Source organism: Bacillus sp. FSL W8-1143, assembly GCF_037965155.1.
Lineage (GTDB): Bacteria > Bacillota > Bacilli > Bacillales > Bacillaceae > Bacillus > Bacillus pumilus.
Map to the genome: position 1 here is coordinate 2,894,279 of NZ_CP150182.1, position 23,939 is coordinate 2,918,217.

General features: G+C 41.8%; 22 protein-coding genes. 4 read left to right on the forward strand and 18 right to left on the reverse strand.

From position 1 onward, the window contains the following. Window positions 1–19 precede the first annotated feature (19 nt). The 9 genes from NSQ36_RS14885 to NSQ36_RS14925 all read right to left on the reverse strand — a co-directional run bounded on the left by NSQ36_RS14885 (window position 20) and on the right by NSQ36_RS14925 (window position 6,400). A complete protein-coding gene (locus NSQ36_RS14885) occupies window positions 20–1,246 on the reverse strand; it encodes an HDOD domain-containing protein (protein ID WP_212045764.1) in 1,227 nt (408 codons plus the stop codon). A 140-nt stretch (window positions 1,247–1,386) separates the two neighbouring features. Next, window positions 1,387–2,856 (reverse strand): nicotinate phosphoribosyltransferase, encoded by a 1,470-nt coding sequence (locus NSQ36_RS14890; protein ID WP_003212630.1) that lies wholly within the window; start codon window positions 2,854–2,856, stop codon window positions 1,387–1,389. 17 nt (window positions 2,857–2,873) lie between these two features. After that, complete coding sequence (locus NSQ36_RS14895; protein ID WP_003213138.1) at window positions 2,874–3,425, reverse strand: isochorismatase family cysteine hydrolase; 552 nt, start codon at window positions 3,423–3,425, stop codon at window positions 2,874–2,876. 60 nt (window positions 3,426–3,485) lie between these two features. Beyond that, on the reverse strand, window positions 3,486–3,893 hold the full coding sequence (locus tag NSQ36_RS14900; RefSeq protein ID WP_050944045.1) for a YueI family protein: 408 nt from the start codon (window positions 3,891–3,893) through the stop codon (window positions 3,486–3,488). Between the two features lie 27 nt (window positions 3,894–3,920). Continuing rightward, window positions 3,921–4,169, reverse strand: coding sequence for a YueH family protein (locus NSQ36_RS14905; protein ID WP_034660684.1), 249 nt, complete (start codon window positions 4,167–4,169; stop codon window positions 3,921–3,923). Between the two features lie 96 nt (window positions 4,170–4,265). Beyond that, on the reverse strand, window positions 4,266–4,487 hold the full coding sequence (locus NSQ36_RS14910) for a spore germination protein (protein WP_050944046.1): 222 nt from the start codon (window positions 4,485–4,487) through the stop codon (window positions 4,266–4,268). Between the two features lie 99 nt (window positions 4,488–4,586). Beyond that, the gene (locus tag NSQ36_RS14915) at window positions 4,587–4,808 is read right to left on the reverse strand and encodes a spore germination protein (protein WP_106029262.1); all 222 of its coding nucleotides are present in this window, start codon (window positions 4,806–4,808) and stop codon (window positions 4,587–4,589) included. A gap of 66 nt (window positions 4,809–4,874) precedes the next feature. Further along, window positions 4,875–5,978, reverse strand: a complete 1,104-nt coding sequence (locus tag NSQ36_RS14920) for an AI-2E family transporter (RefSeq protein ID WP_050944047.1) — start codon at window positions 5,976–5,978, stop codon at window positions 4,875–4,877. Between the two features lie 185 nt (window positions 5,979–6,163). Then, window positions 6,164–6,400 carry a YuzF family protein gene (locus NSQ36_RS14925; protein ID WP_003213721.1) on the reverse strand — a complete coding sequence of 79 codons (237 nt, stop codon included), beginning with the start codon at window positions 6,398–6,400 and terminating at the stop codon, window positions 6,164–6,166. Window positions 6,401–6,581: 181 nt separating this feature from the next. Here NSQ36_RS14925 and NSQ36_RS14930 point away from each other — a divergent pair, with 181 nt between their 5' ends. Further along, window positions 6,582–8,066, forward strand: a complete 1,485-nt coding sequence (locus tag NSQ36_RS14930) for an alpha/beta hydrolase (RefSeq protein WP_050944048.1) — start codon at window positions 6,582–6,584, stop codon at window positions 8,064–8,066. Here NSQ36_RS14930 and NSQ36_RS14935 read toward each other — a convergent pair. From NSQ36_RS14935 to NSQ36_RS14970, 8 genes are all read right to left on the reverse strand, one after another. Continuing rightward, window positions 8,063–8,596 carry an HD domain-containing protein gene (locus NSQ36_RS14935; protein ID WP_339205999.1) on the reverse strand — a complete coding sequence of 178 codons (534 nt, stop codon included), beginning with the start codon at window positions 8,594–8,596 and terminating at the stop codon, window positions 8,063–8,065. The genes NSQ36_RS14930 and NSQ36_RS14935 overlap by 4 nt on opposite strands. Before the next feature lie 145 nt (window positions 8,597–8,741). Continuing rightward, window positions 8,742–9,485, reverse strand: a complete 744-nt coding sequence (locus tag NSQ36_RS14940; protein ID WP_339207368.1) for a (S)-benzoin forming benzil reductase — start codon at window positions 9,483–9,485, stop codon at window positions 8,742–8,744. Window positions 9,486–9,584: 99 nt separating this feature from the next. Further along, window positions 9,585–10,070 (reverse strand): type VII secretion protein EssA, encoded by a 486-nt coding sequence (gene essA / locus NSQ36_RS14945; RefSeq protein WP_050944050.1) that lies wholly within the window; start codon window positions 10,068–10,070, stop codon window positions 9,585–9,587. Continuing rightward, entirely contained in the window at window positions 10,060–12,957 is a 2,898-nt protein-coding gene (gene esaA / locus NSQ36_RS14950; protein WP_339206001.1) for a type VII secretion protein EsaA, read from the reverse strand. Before esaA ends, essA begins: the two co-directional genes overlap by 11 nt. Then, window positions 12,954–17,429 (reverse strand): type VII secretion protein EssC, encoded by a 4,476-nt coding sequence (essC, locus tag NSQ36_RS14955; protein WP_050944052.1) that lies wholly within the window; start codon window positions 17,427–17,429, stop codon window positions 12,954–12,956. Before essC ends, esaA begins: the two co-directional genes overlap by 4 nt. 51 nt (window positions 17,430–17,480) lie before the next feature. After that, a complete protein-coding gene (gene essB / locus NSQ36_RS14960) occupies window positions 17,481–18,794 on the reverse strand; it encodes a type VII secretion protein EssB (RefSeq protein ID WP_050944053.1) in 1,314 nt (437 codons plus the stop codon). 14 nt (window positions 18,795–18,808) lie between these two features. Beyond that, window positions 18,809–19,048 carry an EsaB/YukD family protein gene (locus tag NSQ36_RS14965; RefSeq protein WP_003213579.1) on the reverse strand — a complete coding sequence of 80 codons (240 nt, stop codon included), beginning with the start codon at window positions 19,046–19,048 and terminating at the stop codon, window positions 18,809–18,811. Between the two features lie 95 nt (window positions 19,049–19,143). Beyond that, complete coding sequence (locus NSQ36_RS14970) at window positions 19,144–19,437, reverse strand: WXG100 family type VII secretion target (protein WP_003213769.1); 294 nt, start codon at window positions 19,435–19,437, stop codon at window positions 19,144–19,146. Window positions 19,438–19,841: 404 nt separating this feature from the next. Between NSQ36_RS14970 and NSQ36_RS14975 the strand changes: the two genes are divergently transcribed. The 3 genes from NSQ36_RS14975 to NSQ36_RS14985 all read left to right on the forward strand — a co-directional run bounded on the left by NSQ36_RS14975 (window position 19,842) and on the right by NSQ36_RS14985 (window position 23,030). Next, a complete protein-coding gene (locus NSQ36_RS14975) occupies window positions 19,842–21,071 on the forward strand; it encodes a PucR family transcriptional regulator (RefSeq protein WP_050944054.1) in 1,230 nt (409 codons plus the stop codon). Window positions 21,072–21,181: 110 nt separating this feature from the next. Next, on the forward strand, window positions 21,182–22,318 hold the full coding sequence (gene ald / locus NSQ36_RS14980; RefSeq protein ID WP_050944055.1) for an alanine dehydrogenase: 1,137 nt from the start codon (window positions 21,182–21,184) through the stop codon (window positions 22,316–22,318). Between the two features lie 115 nt (window positions 22,319–22,433). Then, entirely contained in the window at window positions 22,434–23,030 is a 597-nt protein-coding gene (locus tag NSQ36_RS14985) for a biotin transporter BioY (protein WP_050944056.1), read from the forward strand. A gap of 65 nt (window positions 23,031–23,095) precedes the next feature. Here the strand turns inward: NSQ36_RS14985 and NSQ36_RS14990 are convergent, their stop codons facing one another. Beyond that, complete coding sequence (locus tag NSQ36_RS14990; RefSeq protein WP_050944057.1) at window positions 23,096–23,872, reverse strand: sporulation protein; 777 nt, start codon at window positions 23,870–23,872, stop codon at window positions 23,096–23,098. Between the last annotated feature and the right edge of the window lie 67 nt (window positions 23,873–23,939).

Sequence of the window (23,939 nt, forward strand, 5' to 3'; positions counted from 1 at the left end):
GCTCTGACGTGAGCGGCTTTTACGATTCAAACATTTTATGACACCATTCAATGGCTTCTATATAACATCCGTAGGCTTCTTGCTTCGGGAGATTCCCATCTAACATCTCATGATCCCATTCATTTCGTTCAATCCGTTTGGCTACACCGAGTACAAATGAATAATCATTTTCATAGCCAAGCAGTGCCTCGCCAACTTCATCAGAAAGCGGCAGCTCTTTCACAAGTTCTGTGATATCTGCCCTGACAAGTGTATCGATGAGAGAAAACATGCCTGTCAGCATATAAGAGGCTGGATGCTCTCGATCGGTACGACTCGCAATCAGTTCACACGTTTTCGCCCGAATGAAGGACATTTTGATAATTTCTTTTTGGCTTGAATTGGCTTGAACATTCAATTCTTTAAATGAAAGAATAAAGATCCAGCGCCGAATTTCATTAAACCCGAGCAGAATAATCGCCTGCCGGATACTTTTGATTTGATAAAGACGTCTCATGCCGCCTGAATTGAGCATTTTTAATAATTGGTATGATAGCGAAAGGTCACTTTCAATAAAATGGGTCACGACCTGGATATTCGGCTGTTCCTTGCTCAGCTCATTTAATAGCTGGTGGTACGCATGGAAGCTGGTTGATAATGCTCGTCCTGATATAACATGCGGCTCACTAAAGAAATACCCTTGAAACAAATGGAAGCCGGCTTCTAGCGCTTCTTCATATTCTCTTCGCGTTTCCACCTTTTCTGCAAGGAAGCGAAGTCGATATTTTTTATAGGTATGTAGAATATTTCTACGTTCTTTCGATGTAGTCTTTAGAAAGTCAATTTTTAAAATATCAATGCAATAGAGGAGTTCGTCAAGCAACTTGTCACTGAAATGTGATCCGCTTAGAAAAAAATCATCAAGTGCAATCGTATATCCCCATTTTTTTAACTCCTTACATCTCATAATAAGAGCCGGGGTAATCGGGACATTTTCTAATATCTCGATCACAAGCTGATGCGGATCAAAATAGGTGAGCAGATCAGACGAAAGTAAGCTTTCGGTGAAATTAATGTAGCATCTTTTGCCTTCTGTCAATGTTTCGATGCCGATATTTAAAAAACTGTTAATAATGAGGTCCGTTGTCGCTTTGTCACCATCTTCAGCGCTATATGTATTGGTTTCACTATCTCTATAAAGTAGCTCGTATGATACGACTTGTTCTTTTCTGTTAAAAATAGGCTGTCTCGCAACAAACACCCTCAACTGCTCCAATCCTCCTTTATGCAATGACAAACAAGATGTGCTTTCAGTATACCAAATGATTGCGCTTATGGTTCAATTTGAATCGGTGAAAAAATAAAAAAAGAGATCACCTGACTGGATGATCTCCTTTTCTTCCAACGTTAGCTTTCATAAAGCTCTAGTTTAATTTTATTTTTCACGTCATGGATAAACTGCATCTTGTTATCCCAGCATTTTTGACTCAAATCGACTGGATATTCTTCTGGTTTGCTGATTCGTTTATATTCCTCCCAGAAAAGTCCGAGGCTATCCTGCACATAGGCTTGAATCGTTTGAATATCCGGATTGTCATATACAAGTTTTCCTTGTTCGAAAATCGGGACATGTAGATCCTTCGCCACAAAGTTTGTGACAAATTTGCTGATAAATGTATGCACAGGGTGGAACATTTTTAGCTTATCCTCACTATGAACATCTTCCTCTTCGAGCGCAATGTAGTCACCCTCTGAGTGATGATTCAATTGGTTGATAATGCGGTACACACGTTTACGTCCTGGTGTTGTCACTTTCTCTGGGTTGGACGAAATTTTAATGGTATCATTCATCTTACCATTCTCTTCAATCGACACAAGCTTATACACTGCACCGAGAGCTGGCTGATCAAATGCTGTGATCAGTTTTGTTCCAACACCCCACACATCAATTTTGGCACCCTGTGCTTTTAAATTCATGATGGTATGTTCATCGAGATCACTTGATGCAATGATTTTTGCGTCATGGAATCCAGCTTCATCCAGCATCGTTCTAGCTTTTTTAGACAAGTAGGCAAGGTCACCACTATCAAGTCTGACACCAATAAAGTTGATCTTGTCTCCGAATTCTTTCGCTACCTTAATGGCATTCGGAATACCGGATCTCACGGTATCATACGTATCGACTAAAAAGACACAGTCTGTATGGGTTTCAGCGTATTTTTTAAATGCCGTATATTCATCACGGTATGCTTGTACAAGTGCGTGAGCATGTGTTCCTGACACTGGGATGTTGAAGCGCTTCCCAGCACGAACATTACTTGTCGCCTGAAAGCCGCCGATGAGTGCCGCCCTTGCTCCCCACATTGCTGCATCCATTTCATGTGCACGTCTTGTTCCAAATTCTAGTGCTGTCTCGTCTTCAATGATTCCTTTAATCCGAGCTGCCTTTGTTGCAATCAGCGTCTGGAAGTTCACAATATTCAGCAAGGCGGTTTCGATTAGCTGCGCTTCGACAAGCGTTGCCTCGATACGCATAATTGGTTCATTTGCAAAGACAATTTCGCCTTCCCGCATTGAATGAAGGGAGCCTGTAAAGGATAACCCGCTTAAATAATCAATGAAATCGCTTTTATAACCGAGTTCGTCTTTTAAATACGCTAGATCACTTTCGGTAAAGGAGAAGTCCGATAAATACTCAATCGCTTTCTCTAAACCAGCAAATACAGCGAAGCCATTGTCAAATGGAAGCTTTCTGAAGAAGAGTTCAAACACTGCCTTCTTCTCATGAATGCCGTCTCTCCAATACGTTTCTGCCATGTTAATTTGATAAAGGTCTGTATGTAGTGATAAACTGTCGTCAATAAACCGATGCTCCAACTTCCATTCTCCTTCCCTTACTTAACCACTTTCGCACCAAGCGACTGCTCAAAGTGAGAAAGTGCCCACTCGTGCCCCGCTTCATTAAAACTCGCTACAGCATTCTCGTGAATCACAAGTTCGAAGCCTTTATTGTACGCATCAACAGCTGTATGAAGTACACAAATATCGGTACATACGCCGGCTAAATGAAGTTCAGTGATGCCACGCTCACGCAGTTTCATTTCTAATTGAGTGCCTGCAAAAGCAGAGTATCTTGTTTTTTCCATATAGTAGACATGTTTTAAATGCTTTGACGTGTGAAATAGTGAACTTAGTTTTCCATAAAGTTCAATTCCCTTTGTCCCGCGAATATTATGGGGCGGAAATAACTTTGTCTCTGGATGATAAAGGTCTTGCTCCTCATGATGATCGACTGCAAAGACGACAAAGTGCCCTTCATCAATAAACGAAGAAGTGATCTCTGTGATCTTAGGCTCTATCGCCTGTCCAGGCTTTCCGCATGTCAATTTTCCATCGTCTGCAACAAAATCAACGGTATAATCAATACAAATCAATGCTTTGCCCATCCGCATCTCTCCCATATGCTCTTTTGACTCATTATAGCTTATTCATTTCACTAGGGAAACCTATTCAACAGATTCGTGAGAAAAAGCCTTTTGAAACAGCTCATCTTCGATATAGATGTGCTCTTGATTGACCGCATTCGGCAGCTCTATCACAAGACCAAAAGGAGAATGTGCCTCATGATGATTCACCACTTTAAAGGAACATCCAGCGGCATTAGCCATTTTCACATATTGAGAATAAGAAGCATAGGACAACTCACCATTTAAAAGAACAGTGGCCTGACGGTTGGCCTTTAATATTTGTTCGACCTCTTGATACGGTTTATTTCGTGATACCTGTCCCTTTGTCAGGGCAAGAAGCGCTCGTTCCCTTAATGAACCGAGAAACATTCTTCGTTCATCGGGTTTTGTTTCAGCATGTCCAAATATCCCTTGCTGCAAATAAAAGTCTACGGATTCTTCTTTCATCGCTGTTTTCACTCCTGGTTTTAAAATTTACATTTCTGTGACCCAGTGCACAATCTTTAGTGCAAGTTCACGGGCTTCGTCTGTTTCTGCTCTTTCCATTAAGGATTGCTCAAGCGTATGGATCAGCTGCTCTTTTTCGTCCTCGTACGCAATGGAAATACTCCATTCAATATCAGGTACGGCAACAAGCGTTTTATATTCTTTTTTATTTTCATGTAAATATACATTGTAGGTCTTTGGCTGCCGGCTTGTGATGTGTGCTTTTCTAATTTTCATTTAACTCTGTTCACACCTCTTTTTTCTTCTTACTTCCATATCCATTGTACCATAAAAAAAGACAGCTTCTGAAAAGGAATACCCTTTCAAAGCTGGCTACGCATTGAAGCTCTTTTGCTGACTAATAAGATTAGAATCCCAAACAAATGTGACGTTTGGACTGTTAAAAAATTGGACGAGGTCCCCTGCATTATAGGTACCTGAACCACCGGCGGAGTGATCAACACTTTTTGGTGAAATGGCAAAAACATCACCGAAATGTGCCGCCCCATTTCCGTACACACGATCTATATGAATAGGTCCAACAATCGCTGGCATTGCTCCACCACCTTTTCTATCCACATCATATGCCCAGCTCAACAATACGTGTATCACAAATAAAAAAAGACAGCTGATATTTGATCACCAGCTGTCTTTCTATGCATTAAATGATTGAGGCTGGCCAAACAATGTGAAGTCCCAAAGCATCGTCGCATTTGGATCACTTGTAAGAGACATATAATCACCGGCATTAAAGGCTCCCGCCCCGCCAGTAGAGTGGTCTACAGCTAAAGGGGCAATGGCCAGTACATCACCGAAAGTAGCTGCACCGTTTCCTCCTAATGACTCGATATGAATAGGTCCAACGATGGCAGGCATCAAAATCTCCCCCTATCTGCTTATGTCAATCATCTTATGCAAAAAGGGAAAAGTTGTGCATTTGTCCTATACGTTTAAATGTTGTTCTTTACGAGACCGCTGACGCAGCTGAACCAATCTGACAATATTCAGGGTGATGGCTTTGAGCAGTGCATAGACAGGAACCGCAAAGATCATGCCAAGGATACCGCCAAAGCTTCCTGCCCCAATTAATAACAGGATAATGGTCAAAGGATGTGTATTAAGGCGTTTCCCAATGATCAATGGAGAAATAACATTTCCGTCAATTTGCTGCACGACAAGAATCACAATCACTGTCACCACTGCTTTTCCAGGCGAATCAAGAAAGGCAATCAGCACAGCTGGTGCCGCGCCAAGATATGGTCCAAGGTATGGAATCACATTTGTGACCGCAATGATAATACCGAGAATAAGCGCATATTTCACACCAATTAATAAGTATCCAATAAAACAAGCGACTCCGACAAACAAACAGACAATAATCTGCCCCTGTATGTAAGCTGCGAGCGTGTCGTTTAATTCTTTGAAGATCTTCAGCCCTTCCTTGCGGTAAGGCATTGGTAAGAACTGAACGAGCTTGTCCGGAAACTTATGCCCGTCTTTCAGCATATAAAATAAAATAAATGGAACTGTGATGACGGCTAAAGCAATATTCGCAATCACGCCAAACACCGCAGACATGCTTGAAGCAATGTTTTCCGGTAATGCCTTTAATGTCGAAACGACCGTCTGTTCAAACTTTGAGACAGACACATAATCTTGGCTCATCATCCAAGTAAATGTTTTAGAATGCGAAAAGTCATTGATAAATTTCTGCATGTCCGTCACATATCCAGGGAAGCTTTTGACAAGTCCGCCTAACTGCGTGACAATGACAGGTCCGGCAGCATTGACGATGATTGTGATGAGTCCGATGAACAGGAGATAAATGATCAGGATAGCGAGTGTCCTAGGCATTTTCTTGGACAAAAATTGAACAATTGGATTAAAGATGAAAAAGAGAATACCCGCCAGCAAAATGGGGACAAACAGTGTTGATGCAAATAAAATAATCGGCTGAAATAAAAACGAAACCTTTGTTGATACATACACAATGAGTAAAACAAGTAATATTTGGAATGTCCAAAAATGAACTTTAGATTTTAACAAAGATGCTCCTCCTGTTACGTATTGATCTTATTAAAAAACTACTATTCAACCCACCATCTGTCAACTGCTTCTTGTTTTTAGAACCTCATTTTTTGAAAAAAAAAGAACAATTGGTATATCATGCACTTTTTCTAGATATACATTCTATAAGCATGAAAAAAAGCAGACACCTATGCGTCTGCTTGTTACACTCTTTCACTGTGATCAGGCATCACCGACACGATTTGCTGGATCCGCACATAAAAAACTGATTTCGCCCCCGCTTCTATGACAATATGATCCGGCATGACTTCCTTCAATTTCCCACGGACCGTATCTTTCACTGTTTGCACAATTAATCTCATACCGACCACTTTCTGCAATGTTTGATAAACATATGGATCAACTAATGAAACAAGCTGTGGACTTCCTTGTTGTGCCATACTACCCGCCCCTTTACTTGTGTATTTACCCACAGCGTATGCATGAACCCATGTGAATGTCACTCAGGGCAATCCAAAACATTAATACCACATTTTAACAATTGATACGTTTTTACATTTTTTAGAAGTATAATAGATTGGTGCTGCCAACCATTTAAAACATTTGAAGAGGTGAATTGTCTTGAAAAAACTCATCTGTATTGTTGCTGTCATGCTCTTTCTATCCTCTGCATGTTATGCGCATGCAGGGACAATTGGAGACCCACCAGGGACGCCAGGAAAGTGGTTTAAAGGCGAAGAGCCCGTTCAAAAAGACGGATCAAAACCACCACTTGTTTTTGTTCATGGCATTAACAGCTCCTCCTCCACTTGGTCCAATCGAAACGATATGGCAAAGCAGGCTGTTTTGAACGGATACGAAAGCGCATTCATAGATTTGCACCCAGATCAGGACATGAAAAAGAACGGCAAACTATTAGCGGAAAAGCTCAAAGAAATCTATGATTCGTTTGGTAGAAAACTCATTGTGATTGGTCATAGTAAAGGCGGGGTCGATACACAGTCCGCCCTGGTGTATTTCAAAGCCCATCCCTATGTGGAAAAGGTCATTACTCTCGGCTCTCCTCATAACGGGACACCGCTTGCGGATCTAGCGTATAGCAAGGGCGGAAGCTGGCTGGCGGAAATTCTTGGACAAAAAAGCGACGCGCTTTATTCTTTGCAAACCGGTCTGATGGCGGCTTTTCGAAGTGAAACCGACCAGCTTGAGGCGTTTCCCAATAAATATGTCACCTACTCTGGTTCGGAATGGGGAACATTTGGCGGTGCGCTGTATTTAGGCGGCATGTATTTAAAGAGCTTTGGTACAAATGATGGTGCCGTCACGGTAAACAGCACAAAACTATCATATGCAAACAATATTTTAACCGGAAAATGGGATCACTATTCAATCAAAAACGGCACAAGTATGTTTCCTGTGTTCCAGCATCAGCTGCTGGCAAATGCCGCGAGCGCTGAAAATAAACATAAAGAGGAACAAGAGCCCGTTTCTGCTGAGCTCAATACAGATGTTTATGTGAAAGGTGGAGAAAGTGAAAAGGATCAAACAGAAGCGTTCTATGTAGAGGAAGGAACGAATGGCTTATCGATCCAGTGGTTAAATGAAAGGCAGGAGACGCAGCCCGAAATCATTGCCCCAAATGGAGATGTCTTAACAAACCTTAAGACATCGGAAGCATCTTTCCCATATGAAGGCGCATATTCACACCATGTAAAAATCAATAAACCCGTTCCTGGAAAATGGACGATTCAATCGAATTCAGGAAAAAGAGCTCCTTATCTGCTGCTTGTAACCTTTGATTCTCCATTAAATGAAGAAATTAAAGAAGCTGCTTCGAAGTCAGGAGATGCATCGACCCATTCAAGCGGTCTGATTAAACGGTTAAGCAGAACGGTGGAAACCACTTACTTTCAAGATGCAAAAAAAGATCATCCATTGAAAACAAGTACCTCATCAGCCGTTCAATTGAAAAAAGAAGGTGCTTATTCTGTCACGGTAAATTACACTGGACTCACTGCGTCAGGGACATCTGCGTTTAACCGTACCGTTATTCGCACATTGTATGTCGATCAGCACGGAACGATTCATGGTGACATTCCATATTAAACAGAGCGTTTCATGGGCTGAAGTGCCTGCTGCACTTTCTGATCCAAATCAGCAATTTTTTTCATTGCGAGTGATTCGTCTATTTGTCTGTAATGGTGGTGTCCGCCAGGCTCTTCATCCATTTCATCTGCTTTCTTCACAATTTGTTGGAGTGTGTCCTTATGAAGGTCGCCCTCTGGCAAATAGGAATCTGTATGAAGCAGAATCGCAAGTGCAATATCTTTGGCTGCTTTTGGTTCCTCCCCGAGCCGTATGAGCAGTTTATGTGCCCGCTCCGCACCTTTAATGGCATGAATATCATTTCGTCTATATGTCTCGTAATCCCATTCTCCGCCGGCTGTATACCATTCATAATGGCCAATGTCATGTAAGAGCGCTGCTTTCACAGCCAGATCTGGGTTAATCCCAGCCTTCATCGCCTGCTTGAATGCGTGATAAGCACAAGCAATCGCATGGGCTTTTCCTGAACGATTTAAATACTTTTGAGCAACTGGATGGGTGTAAACATCCATTAATGTAACCTTTCTCATGGAGACCCCTCCTTATCTATATTTTTAGCATCCTAACATATTCTGAAAAGAAACTCAAATGTTCTGTTATATTTTCTATGAGTCTCAAGATTAGCTTATGTCAAATTGGCCGGTTTTGCTTGTACAAGACGGAAAAAAGCAGTCGTTATGACTGCTTTTTCACATACTCACGTGCATCGTATACACAGCCGCCAGCTGGATCACCCGCTAAAAGATCGAGCAAAATACCTGCGACTTCATCTGGACTCTTCAGTGTGCCTGTTTCATATAATTGCTGAAAACGATCAATTTGTTCGAAGTCCTGTTTTGATGATTTCCGAATCTCTCCTTGCATATCTGTATCAATCGTGCCTGGGGAAAATGAAAACGTGTTGATTGGATATTCCTCGTCCTGCTGTTCCTCATGCAAAGTCCTCATAAACATATCAAGTCCTGCCTTTGAGCTGCAATACGCACTCCAGCCTTTATATGGATTTTTCGCCGCTCCAGAAGAAAGGTGAACAATCGTTTTCTTTCCATTAAATGATTGAGTCTGCTTAACAAACACATGGCTCAGCAAAACAGGAATCACAAGATTCAGCGTATAATGTTGATGAAGCGTATCCTGTCCGCCTTGCCCCACACGCTTGATTGGTGTCACCATGCCTGCATTATTGACGAATAAGATGTCATCAGCTGCTGTCAGTGTTTGCAGCGTGAGACAATCTCGAAGCCATTTGGCTGCTGCTTGCTCATCTGTCAGGTCGACCTGTGTATGTGTAAGCTTCGGATGAGAAATTGGTGATGCACTTCTTGCTGCCGTGTACACATGATCTCCGCGTGAGAGCAGCCGGTTCACAAGTGCTAGGCCAAATCCTTTTGATCCGCCTGTAACGATTGAAATTCGAATGACAATCTCCTCCCTCGATAACTCTATTTTACGTAGTGAAACGGTACGACTTCAAGCAATCTGCATAAAGAAAAACCTGCCTCTTTTTAAAGAGACAGGCTATTTCTTTTCAGCCTTCACATTCACCTTTGGAATTAGAATGACCATCACAACGATGCCAAAGACGATTAAGAAACCAAAGATGATCGGAAGCAGTGCGGATGACTGCTTCTCATAATCATCTCCAGAAGGTGCCGATACAGCGGCATCACGAAAAGAGATATTCATCTCTTCCATCATGTGAGCTGATGTTTTGGGCGGATTCTCTTTTAGATCACTGAAAAGCTGCGGAGAAAGAGACCCTCCCGGAGTTTTAGGCGGTTCAGCAAAATGAATGTCTGTTTTAACTGTTGATGTCTTTTTGCTTTGTTCGTATTTCGTTTGATCCCTCAATATACTTGAGTTAATATTGAGTTCTTTTTCTTGATATTCATTCGGCTTGACATTTGTATCCGTATCTTCACCAGCAGCGAAAGCAGCAGGAATGAGGAGAAAAAGGGACATGACACCAAGTGCCATCCCTTTCACGAACAGATTAAGCCTCATGAGTCACATCACGTTCCTCCGTTTTATCTTTCCATAGCTTTGTCACAAGCGGGATGGCCATGAAGAGGACAGTTAAAATCACTAATCCTGTAACACCCATTCCAAAGTGATCTCCATTTCCATATTGGATGGACAGGTACACGTCTGTCACTGGATTTGTGAAATGGAAATTCGGCATCACCAAATCAATTAATGGTGCGACAAAGAAGAAAATAAGCGCCGTTGCTGCCATCCATCCGGCAATAGAGCCGAAAAGGAACGCCGTGCGAATAAAGGCGGAACAAGCCACTAATAGTAAAATCGTGAAAATGGACCACTGAATCGCTTGATCATCTGCAAGCTTGTAAATGTTCAGTCCGAACAAGCTGATCATGAGTCCGACTAATAGATTTAAGATGCCAAACAGTGCACCTTTAACCAGCATCGGAGCTGCCGCATAATACGAGCTGAAAAAGCCAATTAACAAACTACTGATCATCACAATGACCAAAATAACCACTGGCGGTACAGTCTGCGTTTTTTCTTCTGGTACATCACCGCTAATTTTCAGCGGATTGGCTAAGTGATTATACACATAGTTGCTGTTGCCTTGATCGCTTAATGTGTTTCCTAAAATACCTTTCAAATCTTGCTGAACAAGCTTCGTGGAATGAACATTCTTGCTCCAGTTTTCATTCAGCGTATCCGCTTTTTCTTGGACCGTTGTCACACTCTCTTCAATGTTATTCGTATAATCCGCCACCCCTTTTTGGCGGTCGGTTAACGAACTCATATTTTCAGAAAGTCGAAGCACTTCCTGACCAATTGAATCCTGTGCACTGACAACAATAGAACTGCCTGCAAGGTCTGCCGTATACACTGCATCTCCTTGATCAGCCATTTGCTCCGCAACATTGTCCGCACTTTCAGAAATTGTGTTTAATTCCTGTTCCATGCTTGCCTGCTGAGTCGAAATGTATTCTGCATAGCCATCTGAAAACTTCTGCATCTCATCAATAAAAGTAGACACATCATCGTTTGACGTCAGCATTTGTTTTTTGAGCGTATCCCAGTTTTCTGTTTCCTCTTTTTTGATGGAGAGGATGGACTGGATATTCTCTTCTTTTGCGTCATATAAAGAAGAGTTATTAGATGGTTGATAGACATTTGCGATCATCAGCTCTAGCTGAGAGAGTTGATTGGAATACTCCATTAATTTTTTAGTTCTTGTTGATTTTGTTTCGAACTTTTTCTCAAAAAGATTGTCATTAAAAGCTTCACCAATCGGTGAGTTTCTGCGCTTCAGCTCTTTTACTTTGCTTAAAATAGTGGACTCCTGATTTTTGATTTCATTTGGAATCACATTATATCGATCTTGTAACCATAGGAACATCTTTTCAAGCTTTTCTACTTTTTTCGTAAGTTTCTCAAGCTCTTTACTCATTTGACTCACTTTGTCTTTCAATTCGTCATTATGAGCGGAAGCTTTTTCTTGAATTTTCTTTTTCACTTCATCTAAGCGGGTTGAGAGTGCTTTTAGGTCATCCTGCGATGAATTCTTGTTGCCGGTATCTGGCTGAGCAGGATTTTCGCTCGCTTCACCTTCTTCCCCATCTCCGGTCGAAGGCGGTGTCTCTTGTACTCCTAATTGATCCGCAAGGTCGTTCATTTCTATTGAAATTTGCGAGAGCTCATTTGTTTCTTCATCTAGGTTAATCCCAATCTCTTCTGGGTTTTCATTATCTTGATCTGATGGCCCGTCATCTTCAGAATCAACTGGCGGCTCAGGCTCATCCATCAACTCTTGCCGTTTAGCCAATAGCTTTGTCTGCAAGGCTGATATCTTATTTCGATAGTCTTCCAAGTAACGCTCTTCATACTTTTTAATCAGTTCTTCCTGAGACTCCTGAACAAGCTTAGTTAATCCCGTCGATTGCTTAGGAATAGCGTCCTCTCTTGACTTGTGAACAGATTGGATGGCGCTGTCCGTTGTGTTTAGCTGACTTTGTACGCCGTTGATGTCTGTTTTGAGTCCACCCATTTGATCACTAAAGCTGCGGGCATTTTGGTTTTGGATATCAGCGAGCTGTTTGAGCCCCTGCTGGATTTGTTTTTGATTTGTCGATTGCGCTTTGATCATGAGGTCCTTTTGTTTGTCTTGATACTGCTGGTATTGATCGACTACTTTCACAAAGCCCTTTAACTGGTTCTTTGCTTCTTCTGTTGTACTCAGACCATCTTTATATTGTTTCTGCGAATCGGCCATCGCATTTTTTAATTCTTCTATTTGTTTCTTCTGCTGCTGAACAGCGTCTGATAGTTTGTTTGAGTTCGGCTTATAGAAGTTATACATCGTGTTTTGGAATTCGACTTCTTTACCGACAATATGCTCAAACTCTTCTCTGACATTGCCGATTTCCTGTGATACAAAACTCCAGTATAACGTTGACATCTGCTCATTCATTTTCTTTTGCGCATTTTCCAGCTCTCTTTGCACTTTCTCTTTATTGACTGAATTGAGCTGATCTTGAATGGAAAATTGAATGGATGCCTTTTCAGGATGATCTTTATCATAGCTCAGCACATTTTTAGAGAAATCAGACGGAATATAGAGGACAGCGTCATACTTTCTGCTTTTCAGTCCATTTTCCGCCGCACTGCGGTTCACTACGGTCCATGTATAATCTGGACGCTCTGATAATGCGGCCACGACATCCTGTCCGAAACGAGCGGTGTTTTCACTTTCGCTCGCTCCCATATCCTCATTGACCACAGCAATATTACGTGTGGCATTCTTTTTCTGTTTTGCCGGATCATCTCCAATAAGGTGGAAAAATAAAACCGGCAGAACCAGAATCAATATCATGGTCGATACGATTTTGATGGAGCTTTTTTGCTGCTCTGTCATTGAACACTCTTCCTTTCTACCGCACATAAAGGAACCTGGATTTTCTTCTCTTTCCCGTTTTCAACCAAATACCCGAAGCCTGGCTGAATATCTGGTTCTTGTCTTGCATACGGAAGCGGTATGATGTTTTGCTCTGATTTTTTCATGAGTAACATGGCATGACGAACTTGTTTGATTTCGTTTGTGAGTGCATCATAGCCTTTACTGAATTCGGTATGATTTCCTGATGCGATCAGGCTAAAGCCTAGGTGTGCATATGACTTCATGAAATCAGCCAATTGATCTTGAAGACGCGGGTCGATTGTCTGCTGAAAACGCGTAATGCCATCAATCACAAGCACAATTTGAGAGAACGACAACTGATCAGTCTCTCCCCGGCGCACAGCTTCGACGTACATCTCTTCACGCACCTTGAATAAACGGTCTATTTCCTCAGCCCATTCGGTGATATCACCTTTTGTTTCAAGGTAATCAATGTTCTCTTCTTTTGCATAATGAGAGAGACCCCGATCAATCGAATCAAAGACGGCTAGCTTCTCAGGTTTTGCTGCTAATAGCTGATCAAGCATCAGTTTTGTCACATTTGTTTTCCCTCGCTGCGTTTGACCGATGATGAGGCAGTGTTTATTCTTCTTCAAGTCAAAGTAAACAGGAGCAACAGATTCCTCATCTAGTCCGACTGGAATGTCATACGGCTGTTTTTGTTCTTCTAAGCGACTTTCTAGCTCCCAAATGGTTAGTTTATCAGGAAGCATTGGTACAGGTTTTGGTTTTTCAGCTGATGCAAAGCGATCATGAAGAAGCTGGATCTCTTGTTTCAAATGCTCAAACAGCTCGAGGTCGTTATCTCCTTCAACTGGTAGGAACATTTGTGCAAAGTAAAGCTCTTCTTTGTTGATAATAACTCGTCCTGGAATCGGCTCTAAGCTAAATTTCGGTCTGCCAATAATCGAGTACGCCTCTCCTTGATCCATTAAGTAATGGACGACCTTTGTTTTCAAGTTGTTCATAAGAGATTGACGGACTGCGTTTACCCGAGTCGCTGTAATTAAGAAGTAAATTCCTAATGATTGTCCATCACGGCTCAGCTGGATAAATTCAGATTCAAGTTCATGCATTTCGTCTTTGACAATGTCAAAGTTGTCGATCACGATGAAAATGAATGGGAGCTTTTTCTCATTTAAGGCGTTGTACATTTTGATATGACTCATTTCTTGCTGCCTGAATAAACGCTTGCGGTATTCAACCTCTTCCCGCAGACGCGTCATCGACTTTTGAATCTTTCTCATTTGATCCATTAAGAAATAATCCGCCGTGTGCGGCAGCTTGGCCAACGGAAGCAATGTTCCATTTCCGAAGTCATAAATATACGCATGCCATTCTTCAGGTGAATATCTCTCCGCAAAGCTCATGAGTAGTGTTGTTGCAGCAAGTGATTTTCCGTAGCCAGAGGAACCAAAGATCCCAATGTTCCCATCCTCCATCATTTGATAAGAAAGTGGATGCTGGCTTTGCTGATCTGGCTCATCGACAAGCGCAAAATGGAAGACATGCTCTTCACTCGACGCGTAACGTGATTTTGGAATCCGTTCTTCGAGCGGTGGAAGCCAAGGACTTGGGAGCTTCTCAATCCCAAGCTCCTGCTGCATACGTTCAATTTCATCCACAACAGCAGAAATCTCCGACACTGTCTCTTTTTTCACAGCCGGCTCTGTGCTTACCCCTGATAACGGAATAAGTCCAGTATCAGTCACAATGGCAATGTCATCTTCTGATCCGTAGCCATCTTCCATATAAGGCGCACCGCTCCAAGCTGATTGGAACAATTCATAGATTTCATTGTTTCCTACTTGTAAGTAGCCACGGCCTGTAACGGTAATAGACGCCGCATCACTATTTTTCAATATTTCCTTACTGTCTGACGCATCTTGTACTTTTAGTGCGACCTTAAAGCGTGAGTTACTCCAAATTTGATCATCAATGACCCCGCCTGGCTTTTGGGTAGCCAAAATGAGATGAACCCCAAGGCTTCGGCCGATACGTGCAGCACTGACAAGCTCTCTAATAAAGTCCGGCTCTTCACTTTTTAATTCAGCGAACTCATCAGAGATTAAGAATAAATGAGGCATTGCCTGTTCAGCCTTTTTCTCCTTATAGAGCTTCGTATAATCATTGATGTGATTCACATGATATTGATCAAACAAGCGTTGTCTTTTCTTCAACTCACTTTTAATTGAGGCAAGCGCCCTTTCACTAAAGTTCTTACTGCCTTCAATATTGGTGATCGTGCCAAGTAAATGTGGAATATTTCGGAACGGCTGCGCCATTCCGCCTCCTTTATAGTCAATCAATAGGAAAGCGACTTCATGCGGATGAAAGTGTACAGCGAGCGATAAAATGTACGTCTGTAAAAATTCACTTTTCCCTGATCCTGTTGTTCCCGCCAACAGGCCGTGCGGACCGTGTGCTTTTTCGTGTAGGTTCAGATCCACAATGTCATTTTTCCCTTTATAACCGATTGGCACAGAGAGTGATTTGGCCGTTTCTGATGTGAGCCACTTTTCACGAATGCCAATCTCGTCTACCTGTTTGGCATGAAAAAGATCAAGGAAGGAGACCGTTTCAGGAATCGAATTGGTCATGCCAACTTGATGATCTAATGTTCTCAGCGTTCTGGCAAACAGCTCATTGTCCCCGCGCTCATGTGTATCAAGCTGAAATGGAATTCGGACGGCTTTCTTGTGCTGAATGAGAATATCTCCTTCTTCCTCGTTAATATAACGGACAAGCGTCGAGATATTTTCAGCTAAGCTTTCTTTTGTTTCAGCAGCAAAAATAATGGAGATGCCAAGGTCCGTTCGGCTGCCTTCTAAATATTCTAAAATCACATGTTCCGCAATGAGCTCATGATTTGTCACGATAAACACAAAGTGAGGCGTAAAGATTTTTTTCTCTTTTTCTTCTTCTAGATCACGCTCACGTAAAATTTCATAAATCGAGGACAACAGCTGATCACGTGTTTGTTCGTTGTAAATGAACCCTTTGCCGTATGTATGAGGCAGCTGGAAATGCGGAAGCCATTTCATCCATTCCCACTTCTCATACTCCTGCTCATGAAAAATAAAGACAAATCTTAAATCATGATAGCTGTGCGAGAAAGCAAGCTGTCCGACAAGCTGATGAAGCTCCTTTTTCACAATGGCTGGCTTTCCAATCAATCCAGTTGGGCCATCGGCAAGACCGAATGTGATGGGTACATCCTTTACTTCACGATAGACCTGTTGCATGTGCTGCGTTTGTTCCATTAATTCATCGATATCACGATTGGCCATATCGCCGCCGCTCATCGATAGTTCATAGCTTGACGGGACTGCGCCCGTCCCAAGACGCAGCTGCAAGAAATCATCACTCATCAGTGTTTTTTCCCAAATTCGGCCGCTAATTTCTGACGTTAAATACTTCATTTGTTCAAATGACGGATAATGATACGTCAAAATATATTGCTGGCGGTCGTAGAGCTCTTGCAGCTCTTTTCGTTTATTTTCTAAGTAAAGAGAATAGACTCGCTGCCGTTTCTCTTCCCTTCTTTTGCGTTGTGATTTCTCTTTAAAGTATTGAACAGACGATGTGATTAACGTCATGATAAACATCGCCATCGACACGACAATAAAGATCCCGCGCGGCTGGACAAGAGCGACAATTCCCATCACAAGAAGCATCACAAGCGGCGGGAGGACAACAAGCCAAAGCCCTCTGCTGTTATTTTCACTCTCCTGCGAAGGAAAGCTAAAGGAAACCCGGTCATCTGGCAGATCATAAATTAAACGCGGTGTTCGTCTATATAAAGGATATTTTTGTTTTGTTTCTGTGCTTGGTGCTCTTGTTTTTTCCAAACGTGTTTGAAATGGTTCATATGCAGTCACCTGCAATAAATCATCCTCTTTCAATGTCACCGTTAGGAAGTTCCAGAACAGCTCATCTCCAGCATCAATTGTCTCTGGACCGTGAATTTTTTGCCCGTTCACATAAATCGTTTCGTCCTGAGGCATGACATACCAAGTTCCTTCGATTTTCTCCAAAGTAAATTGGCTCGCATCTTGAAACATGGAATGCGCTTGTTCTTTCCACACATCAATATCACCTTTGTTCTCACGTGAAAAAGACAGCTCGACTCTATTTCCTAGGTAATAAATGTGTTGATCATGATGTGCTTCCATTAAAACAAGTGTCAGTGTACCAAGCTTATATGGTTCATGTGGAAGTAATGTGCCTTTCTTCTCTTCACCCTGATAAATGGAAAAGCCATCATTCGGTTCATCAGGAGTTAAACGGATGACCCCTTCATCAAACGAAAGTGAAGGGATTGTCACCGTATGCTCTATTTCAGGTCCAATCACAGCTTCTCGATTGAACTGCTCGTCTAAACGGACGGTTTGATAATCCTCCTCATAAAAAACCCAAAGAAGACTCAAACGCTCCACCTCCTCATGGGACAGCACCAACTGTCAGTTGTATCGAAAGAATTATTTTTTCTCATCTTTTTTCGTCTGAGAGGTTTTCTTTTTCGCTTCAGATTCTTTCTCTTTTTTCTCTTGATCGGCTTTTGACTGCTCTTTTTGTTCAGCTGTTTCATCTGTTTGACTTGCGCCCGAGGAGTCATTGGTGCTTGTCTCCGTTGTTTCTTTTTCTTCATATTTCGCCATTTCCTTAATGATCGGATCTAGCTGTTTTTGTTTTTCTTCCGCAGAAAGACTGTCATCGTTTTGAATGTCGTTGCGGTAGGCGACGAGTGCCGTAAATATGTACCGGTCGTCTCCAAGTACCCGTGCAATATCAAGTGCTTCCTTGCTATTGCCTTGTCCAATATGAATCCAGAAAAGGAAATATTGCGAATCAGTCTGTAATGTGTATGTATCTGTGATTTCTTTTTTATGCTGATCGAGTAACAGGTTGCCTTGATTTGTTTGTACATACGAAATGGCCAGTTCATATTGAAGAGAGACCGGCATTTGATTGGCTGAATATTTTTCTAACGTATCCACCACTTGGCTGTACTGTTTGTTGAGATAATATTTGTTTGCCTCGACATACGCTTCTTGTTTCGGCATCGCAAAAAAGAAGGTGTAAATGGTGTACACCAATGCTGGGATTAATAGGACAAGCAGACCTAGTCCGATATATCGTTCGACCTTCCATTTCTTTTTCGGAATGGTCAATAGCGTTTTCTCTTTCGTTTCAATCGCTTCGATCTTTTGCTGAATCAGGGCAGACAATTCTTCCAGAGACTTCGTTTCGCTGATCTCTTTTGCCAGTTCAGATAATTTCAGTGTCTCGCTGTAAGCCACATATTCTTGAAACTGATATTCATGGTCCACCACTCGAAGAATGACGGCTTTGACCTCTTTTAACAGACGATGCTCATCCGTTTCATATGGCGGGATGCTTTCTTTGACGCCGTAATGCAAAAATGCAGGAGCTAAGCCTTGATGAAAAACAATGTTTTCAGGAGAAACAATAGGATGCAGCCGCTTCACGTCGTGTTTGCACACTGCATCGACAAGCTGGTATGAAAAAATCCATTTGCTTTTTTCATCCTTCGCATGGATGAAACGAAATTCCTGATAGGCAGGAGGCGGTTGAATCGAAATAATGACCTCATCTTCAGTTAATTGAATCTCTTTTTTGAATGAAGGGTTGATGTCTTTGATCGGTGCCGCTTCTAAACCGTCTAAGAGTTTAATGGTCTCTCTTTGAAAAATGAAGCTGTAGGTTACGCCCTCTTTTTTCATCACTGCTTCTAATTGTTCTTCTAAATAGGAACTCTTTTTATCTGCCATTTACAAAAGTCCTTTCATAGTATTTCCAGCCTGTCTCCTGTGGTGATTCCACAGTCTGACAGCTTATATTCGCCTGAAAACACAGCTTTCTTATTGACTACTCGCACCCAGCCGCCTTCTCGCTTAGGAAGTGAGATTTGTTTTGCCTGCCAGGCGATATGGATGACTTGTTTAATATGTAAATAATTTGATAGTCTCAAATCAAACACACTGCCATCATAATTTTTTAAGTCGATGGTAATATCGATATACACAAATTTCCACCTCACAAAATAGAAAGAGCGCCGGCATCCATTGACAGACTCGGCGCTTTTTCTGCTTTTCACACTTAGAAAGGAAATCCCTTTGATTAGCCGCGGATTTGGCTAGCGATGTCTTGGTCAGTGCTTTCAAGTGTATTTGCCGTTTGATCAAGCTGATTGCTGACATCTGTTAATAGATCAGACATTTTGATGAATGAAGGCTTTAACTGCTCGTATTGATCAGCAAATGCTTCACTAGAAGCACCTTCCCACATTCCTTTTAAATCTGAGATCATTCTATTTAGACGATCAACTTGGTTTAACACTTCTTGACTTTCAACACCATATTGCTTAGCGGTCGCTCTTAGTTCTTCTGGGGTTACGCGAATAATTCCTGACATATTCCTCATTACCTCCCGTGCATAGCCGCCATATAATGGGCTAATCCACTTATTTTTTGACGTTATTATTATAAAAACAGAAATGATACACAGTCAAACAAATCTGTTTTTATTTTACAAAATGAGTCTATAGAATTACTGTATTTTCGCTTTTTATCTAGTATTTAACATTTTTTTGGTCATATATTCTTAATAAGTGTAGACACACTTCACTGAATCTTTCCGCCTATTGATTTATTACTACGTTATTATTGTACTATTTCTTTTTCGCCTTCTTTCAGCATGATACGCTCGCTTCTCATAGCGATCTCTTTTTTAAATTTATGGCATTTTGTTATTGATTTACGTACCGCTTTCTCTTCATAATGTAAGTACGTGAAATATTCGAAAAAGCAGGGGTTTTTATGACAAAAAAGACAGATCCATTTAAGTATAGTCTTGATCGTTTAGAGGATGTGGCAGACCAAATTAGTGATGTGCTCAATTGCCCTATTACTATAGAAGATACGCATCATCGATTGCTCGCTTATAGCACACATAATGATTTTACTGATCCCGCCAGAACTTCAACCATTATCTCCCGCCGTGTACCGGAAAAAGTCATTAATCGGCTTTGGAAAGACGGCATCATTCCTACACTCCTTAAAACAGACGAACCGCTTCGTGTCCCTCAAATTGCAGAGGTGGGTTTATCTAGCAGGGTTGCCATTTCAATCTGGAAGGACAAAGAAGTACTCGGATTTATCTGGGCAATTGAATCCGCACAGCCATTTTCAGAAGAAGAAATGGACCTTCTGAAGATGGCAGCACATGCTGTTAAAAACAAATTACTTAACTTACAAATTCGCAAAACGAAAACAGAAGAACGCAATCAGGAGCTTTTTTGGAAGATGCTCACAGGTCATATTCATGAAAAGGATGAGATGCTCGACCTATTTTTAAGACTCGGCATCAGATGTCCAGACACGTATGCCATCATCATCTTCCGACTTCGTGACGAACTCACAGAGGACACAGAAAAAAAGCTATCTTATCTGCTTGAAACAACGCAGCAAGTCCAAGTGCTGTTAACGACTGTTGATTTTCACGAATTCATTATTCTTGTCTCACCAAAAACAGAGCACCCATTGCAGGATATTAAACAATTCACAAGCGGCATGCTGCAGCAGCTGTCTGATCGTTATCATATCCATCACGTACAAGCAGCGATTGGTGGAATTTACGATAACATCTCTCATATTCAGCCATCCTATAAAGAAGCACTGGCTGTATTAAAAACAAAAGAGCGCTTCCCTGTTGAAACCGAACGTTTACACAGTTTTTCTGAACTTGGTATTTATCAATATTTAGATGTCCTCGCTGAAAAACGAAGGGGTTCATCTTACTCCAGTTACTCTTTATCAAAGCTGGAAGATTACGACCTGAGGCATCATTCCAACCTAGTCGAAACCCTTGAACGGTTTATTGACTGTGACAGCAATGCCAATATTGCCGCAAAGCAATTAAACATCCACATCAATACATTGAATTACAGATTAAAACGCATTACGGACATTGCAGAAATCGATTTAAAAAACATGAATGAGAAAATGACCATATACCTTGATATGAAGCTAAAAAACGTCCATTTGTGAAATTTCACAAAGAGGCGTTTTTTTATTTTTTATTTCAACCGAAGCATTTTTTAAACATTCAGGATACACTAGACATACAATATGAATAGATAAGCATGGGAGGAATAAACATGATCATCGGCATTCCGAAAGAGATTAAGAACAATGAAAACCGAGTGGCATTAACACCAGGAGCAGCTTCTCAATTACTTTCAGCTGGACATCAGATTTTGATTGAAACAAACGCTGGTTTTGGAAGCGGATTCACTGATGACGATTATGTATCTGTTGGTGCAGAAATTCTTGATCAAGCGAAAGATGTGTGGGCTTCTTCTGATATGATCATGAAGGTAAAAGAACCATTACCTGAGGAATATTCATTTTTCAGAGAAGGACTCATCTTATTTACGTACCTGCATCTTGCTGCAGAGCCCTCCTTGGCTGAAGCTTTAAAACAAAAAGGCGTCACAGCTATTGCTTATGAAACAGTAACGGACGGAAAATCACTCCCTCTCTTAACACCTATGTCTGAAGTGGCAGGCAGAATGGCCGCCCAAATCGGTGCACAATTTTTAGAAAAGCCAAAAGGCGGTAAAGGCATCTTGCTCGCAGGCGTACCAGGGGTATCAAGAGGGAAGGTCACAATTATAGGCGGCGGTGTTGTTGGAACAAACGCAGCGAAAATGGCGATTGGACTTGGCGCAGATGTCACTCTTATTGACGTAAACGCAGAACGATTACGTCAGCTGGACGATCAATTTGGTCATCAAATGAAAACGCTAATGTCTAACCCTGTCAATATCGCCGATTCAGTCAGTGAGGCGGACCTTCTCATTTGTGCGGTGCTGATTCCAGGTGCCAAAGCACCAACGCTTGTGACGGAAGAAATGGTGAAGCAAATGAAGCCCGGTTCCGTCATCGTAGACGTAGCCATTGACCAAGGCGGCATTGTCGAAACCATAGATCATATCACAACACATGATCAACCTACTTATGAAAAACACGGTATTTTACATTATGCTGTCGCCAATATGCCTGGAGCAGTTCCACGGACATCGACTGTTGCTTTAACGAATGTCACCGTTCCCTACGCACTGCAAATTGCTAATAAAGGCGCTGCAAAAGCCATTCAAGAAAACAAAGCCATCGCAGAAGGTGTCAATGTCATGAACGGACATATCACATATGAAGCCGTCGCTCGTGATCTCGGCTATGATTATGTACCTGTTCATCAAGCGATCGATGCGTCCTCTATGACACAAGCTTAATACAGACCCGCCCTTTTGATGGGCGGGTTTTATTGTTAACCAATATCAAAAATAGGTTGACAAATAACCTTCATCTCCTTAATCTATTTGTACAGATAAGACAGGGGGAAACATCATGCAACAGAAAACAAGAACCGCTGATTTTGTGCTAGTCGGAATGTTTGCTGCACTCATGGCGATTGGAGCGAATATCACATCCATTGTGCCGTTTTTACAAGTCGGCGGAATTCCACTTACGATGCAGCCATTTTTTTGTGTACTTGCTGGTCTTTTGCTCGGCAGACGGCTTGGTGCTTTAGCGATGATTGTATATGCCTTGGTCGGAATTGCTGGCGCACCTGTATTCGCACAGTTTTCAGCAGGCTTTGGGGTGATTTTAGGCAAAAGCGGTGGTTTTGTCTTATCGTATATTCCTGCTGCCTGGCTAGCTGGATTCATTTTAGAAAAAAGAAAAAATCCTGGATTTGGCCACTTTTTACTTGCAGCTATTGCAGGTACGACCGTCATGTATGTGATCGGAACGACTTATACGTACCTCGCATTAAATGTGTGGCTGAATGCCCCGATTTCTTATCAAACCACGTGGTTCTTTATGATCTGGTTTATGGTGAAAGATTACGCATTGACGATATTACTTGCGATGCTGGCACCTAAAATTTATCGCTCTGTTTCAAAAGCTACGTCCTTTCGAAAACAACAAGCCGCATCATAAGTGCAGACACCATCTACAAGTCGCATAGAAAAGAGCCTGTCTTCATTCAGGCTCTTTTTTCATCATTATTCAGCGTATTGGTCAATGATTCCTTCTAGCATCCCTTCAAGCACTTCTACATCTTCAAGGTCTGATGGACTGAAGCGGTAGCGCACAAGCTGTTCTCCATCATGATACATCTCCTCAAGCCACCCTCTGAGTCCTCTTGCTCTGCGGTCGACTTCGAAAACAATGTCTAATCCGCCTTCATCTATCAGAAAAATCAGCTCTAATTCATCAAGCATATAACGATAGTCATCTGATGTCGGAATAAACTCGAATTCTTGAACAAATGGCAGACGACGCTGGAAGTAAGGTGCTTGTTCACAGTCCGCTTCGTTCAGGTGGAAGCCAAGATTTCTAGTGGCCTCCAGTACATTTCTCACCCAAGGATGTGCTTCAACGAAAATGCGGTCATAGTCAGATTTATCGATTCCTCCTTGGATATCAAGGTCTGTCATTACTGCAATTTCTACTTTTCCGATCGTCATCGGGGTATCGATAGGAAGAATAAATGAAAACGGAAATTCATGCTTTTCTCCAGGCTGGATGATAAAAGAATCCGTCACCCGTAAAGTAAAGATATTCACATATTTTCTATGCTCTTCATCATCTTTCACAATCACATACTGTGTTTCAATCTTGACATTGATATAGCGGATGTCCTGAGAGATTTTCCCGCCTTTTGCATGGACAGTTCCCCTTACCTCTTGTCCAGGATAATAAGTGTTTTTCTCCAAAATGGTATCTACCTTTGCCGCACCAATCCCTGCACTTGCCGCTAGCTTTTTAAAAAATGACATCTCTCATCTTCCCCTTTTCGTTTTTATCAGCATATATACGTAAGATAGAGGAAGAAAGATTCATTTA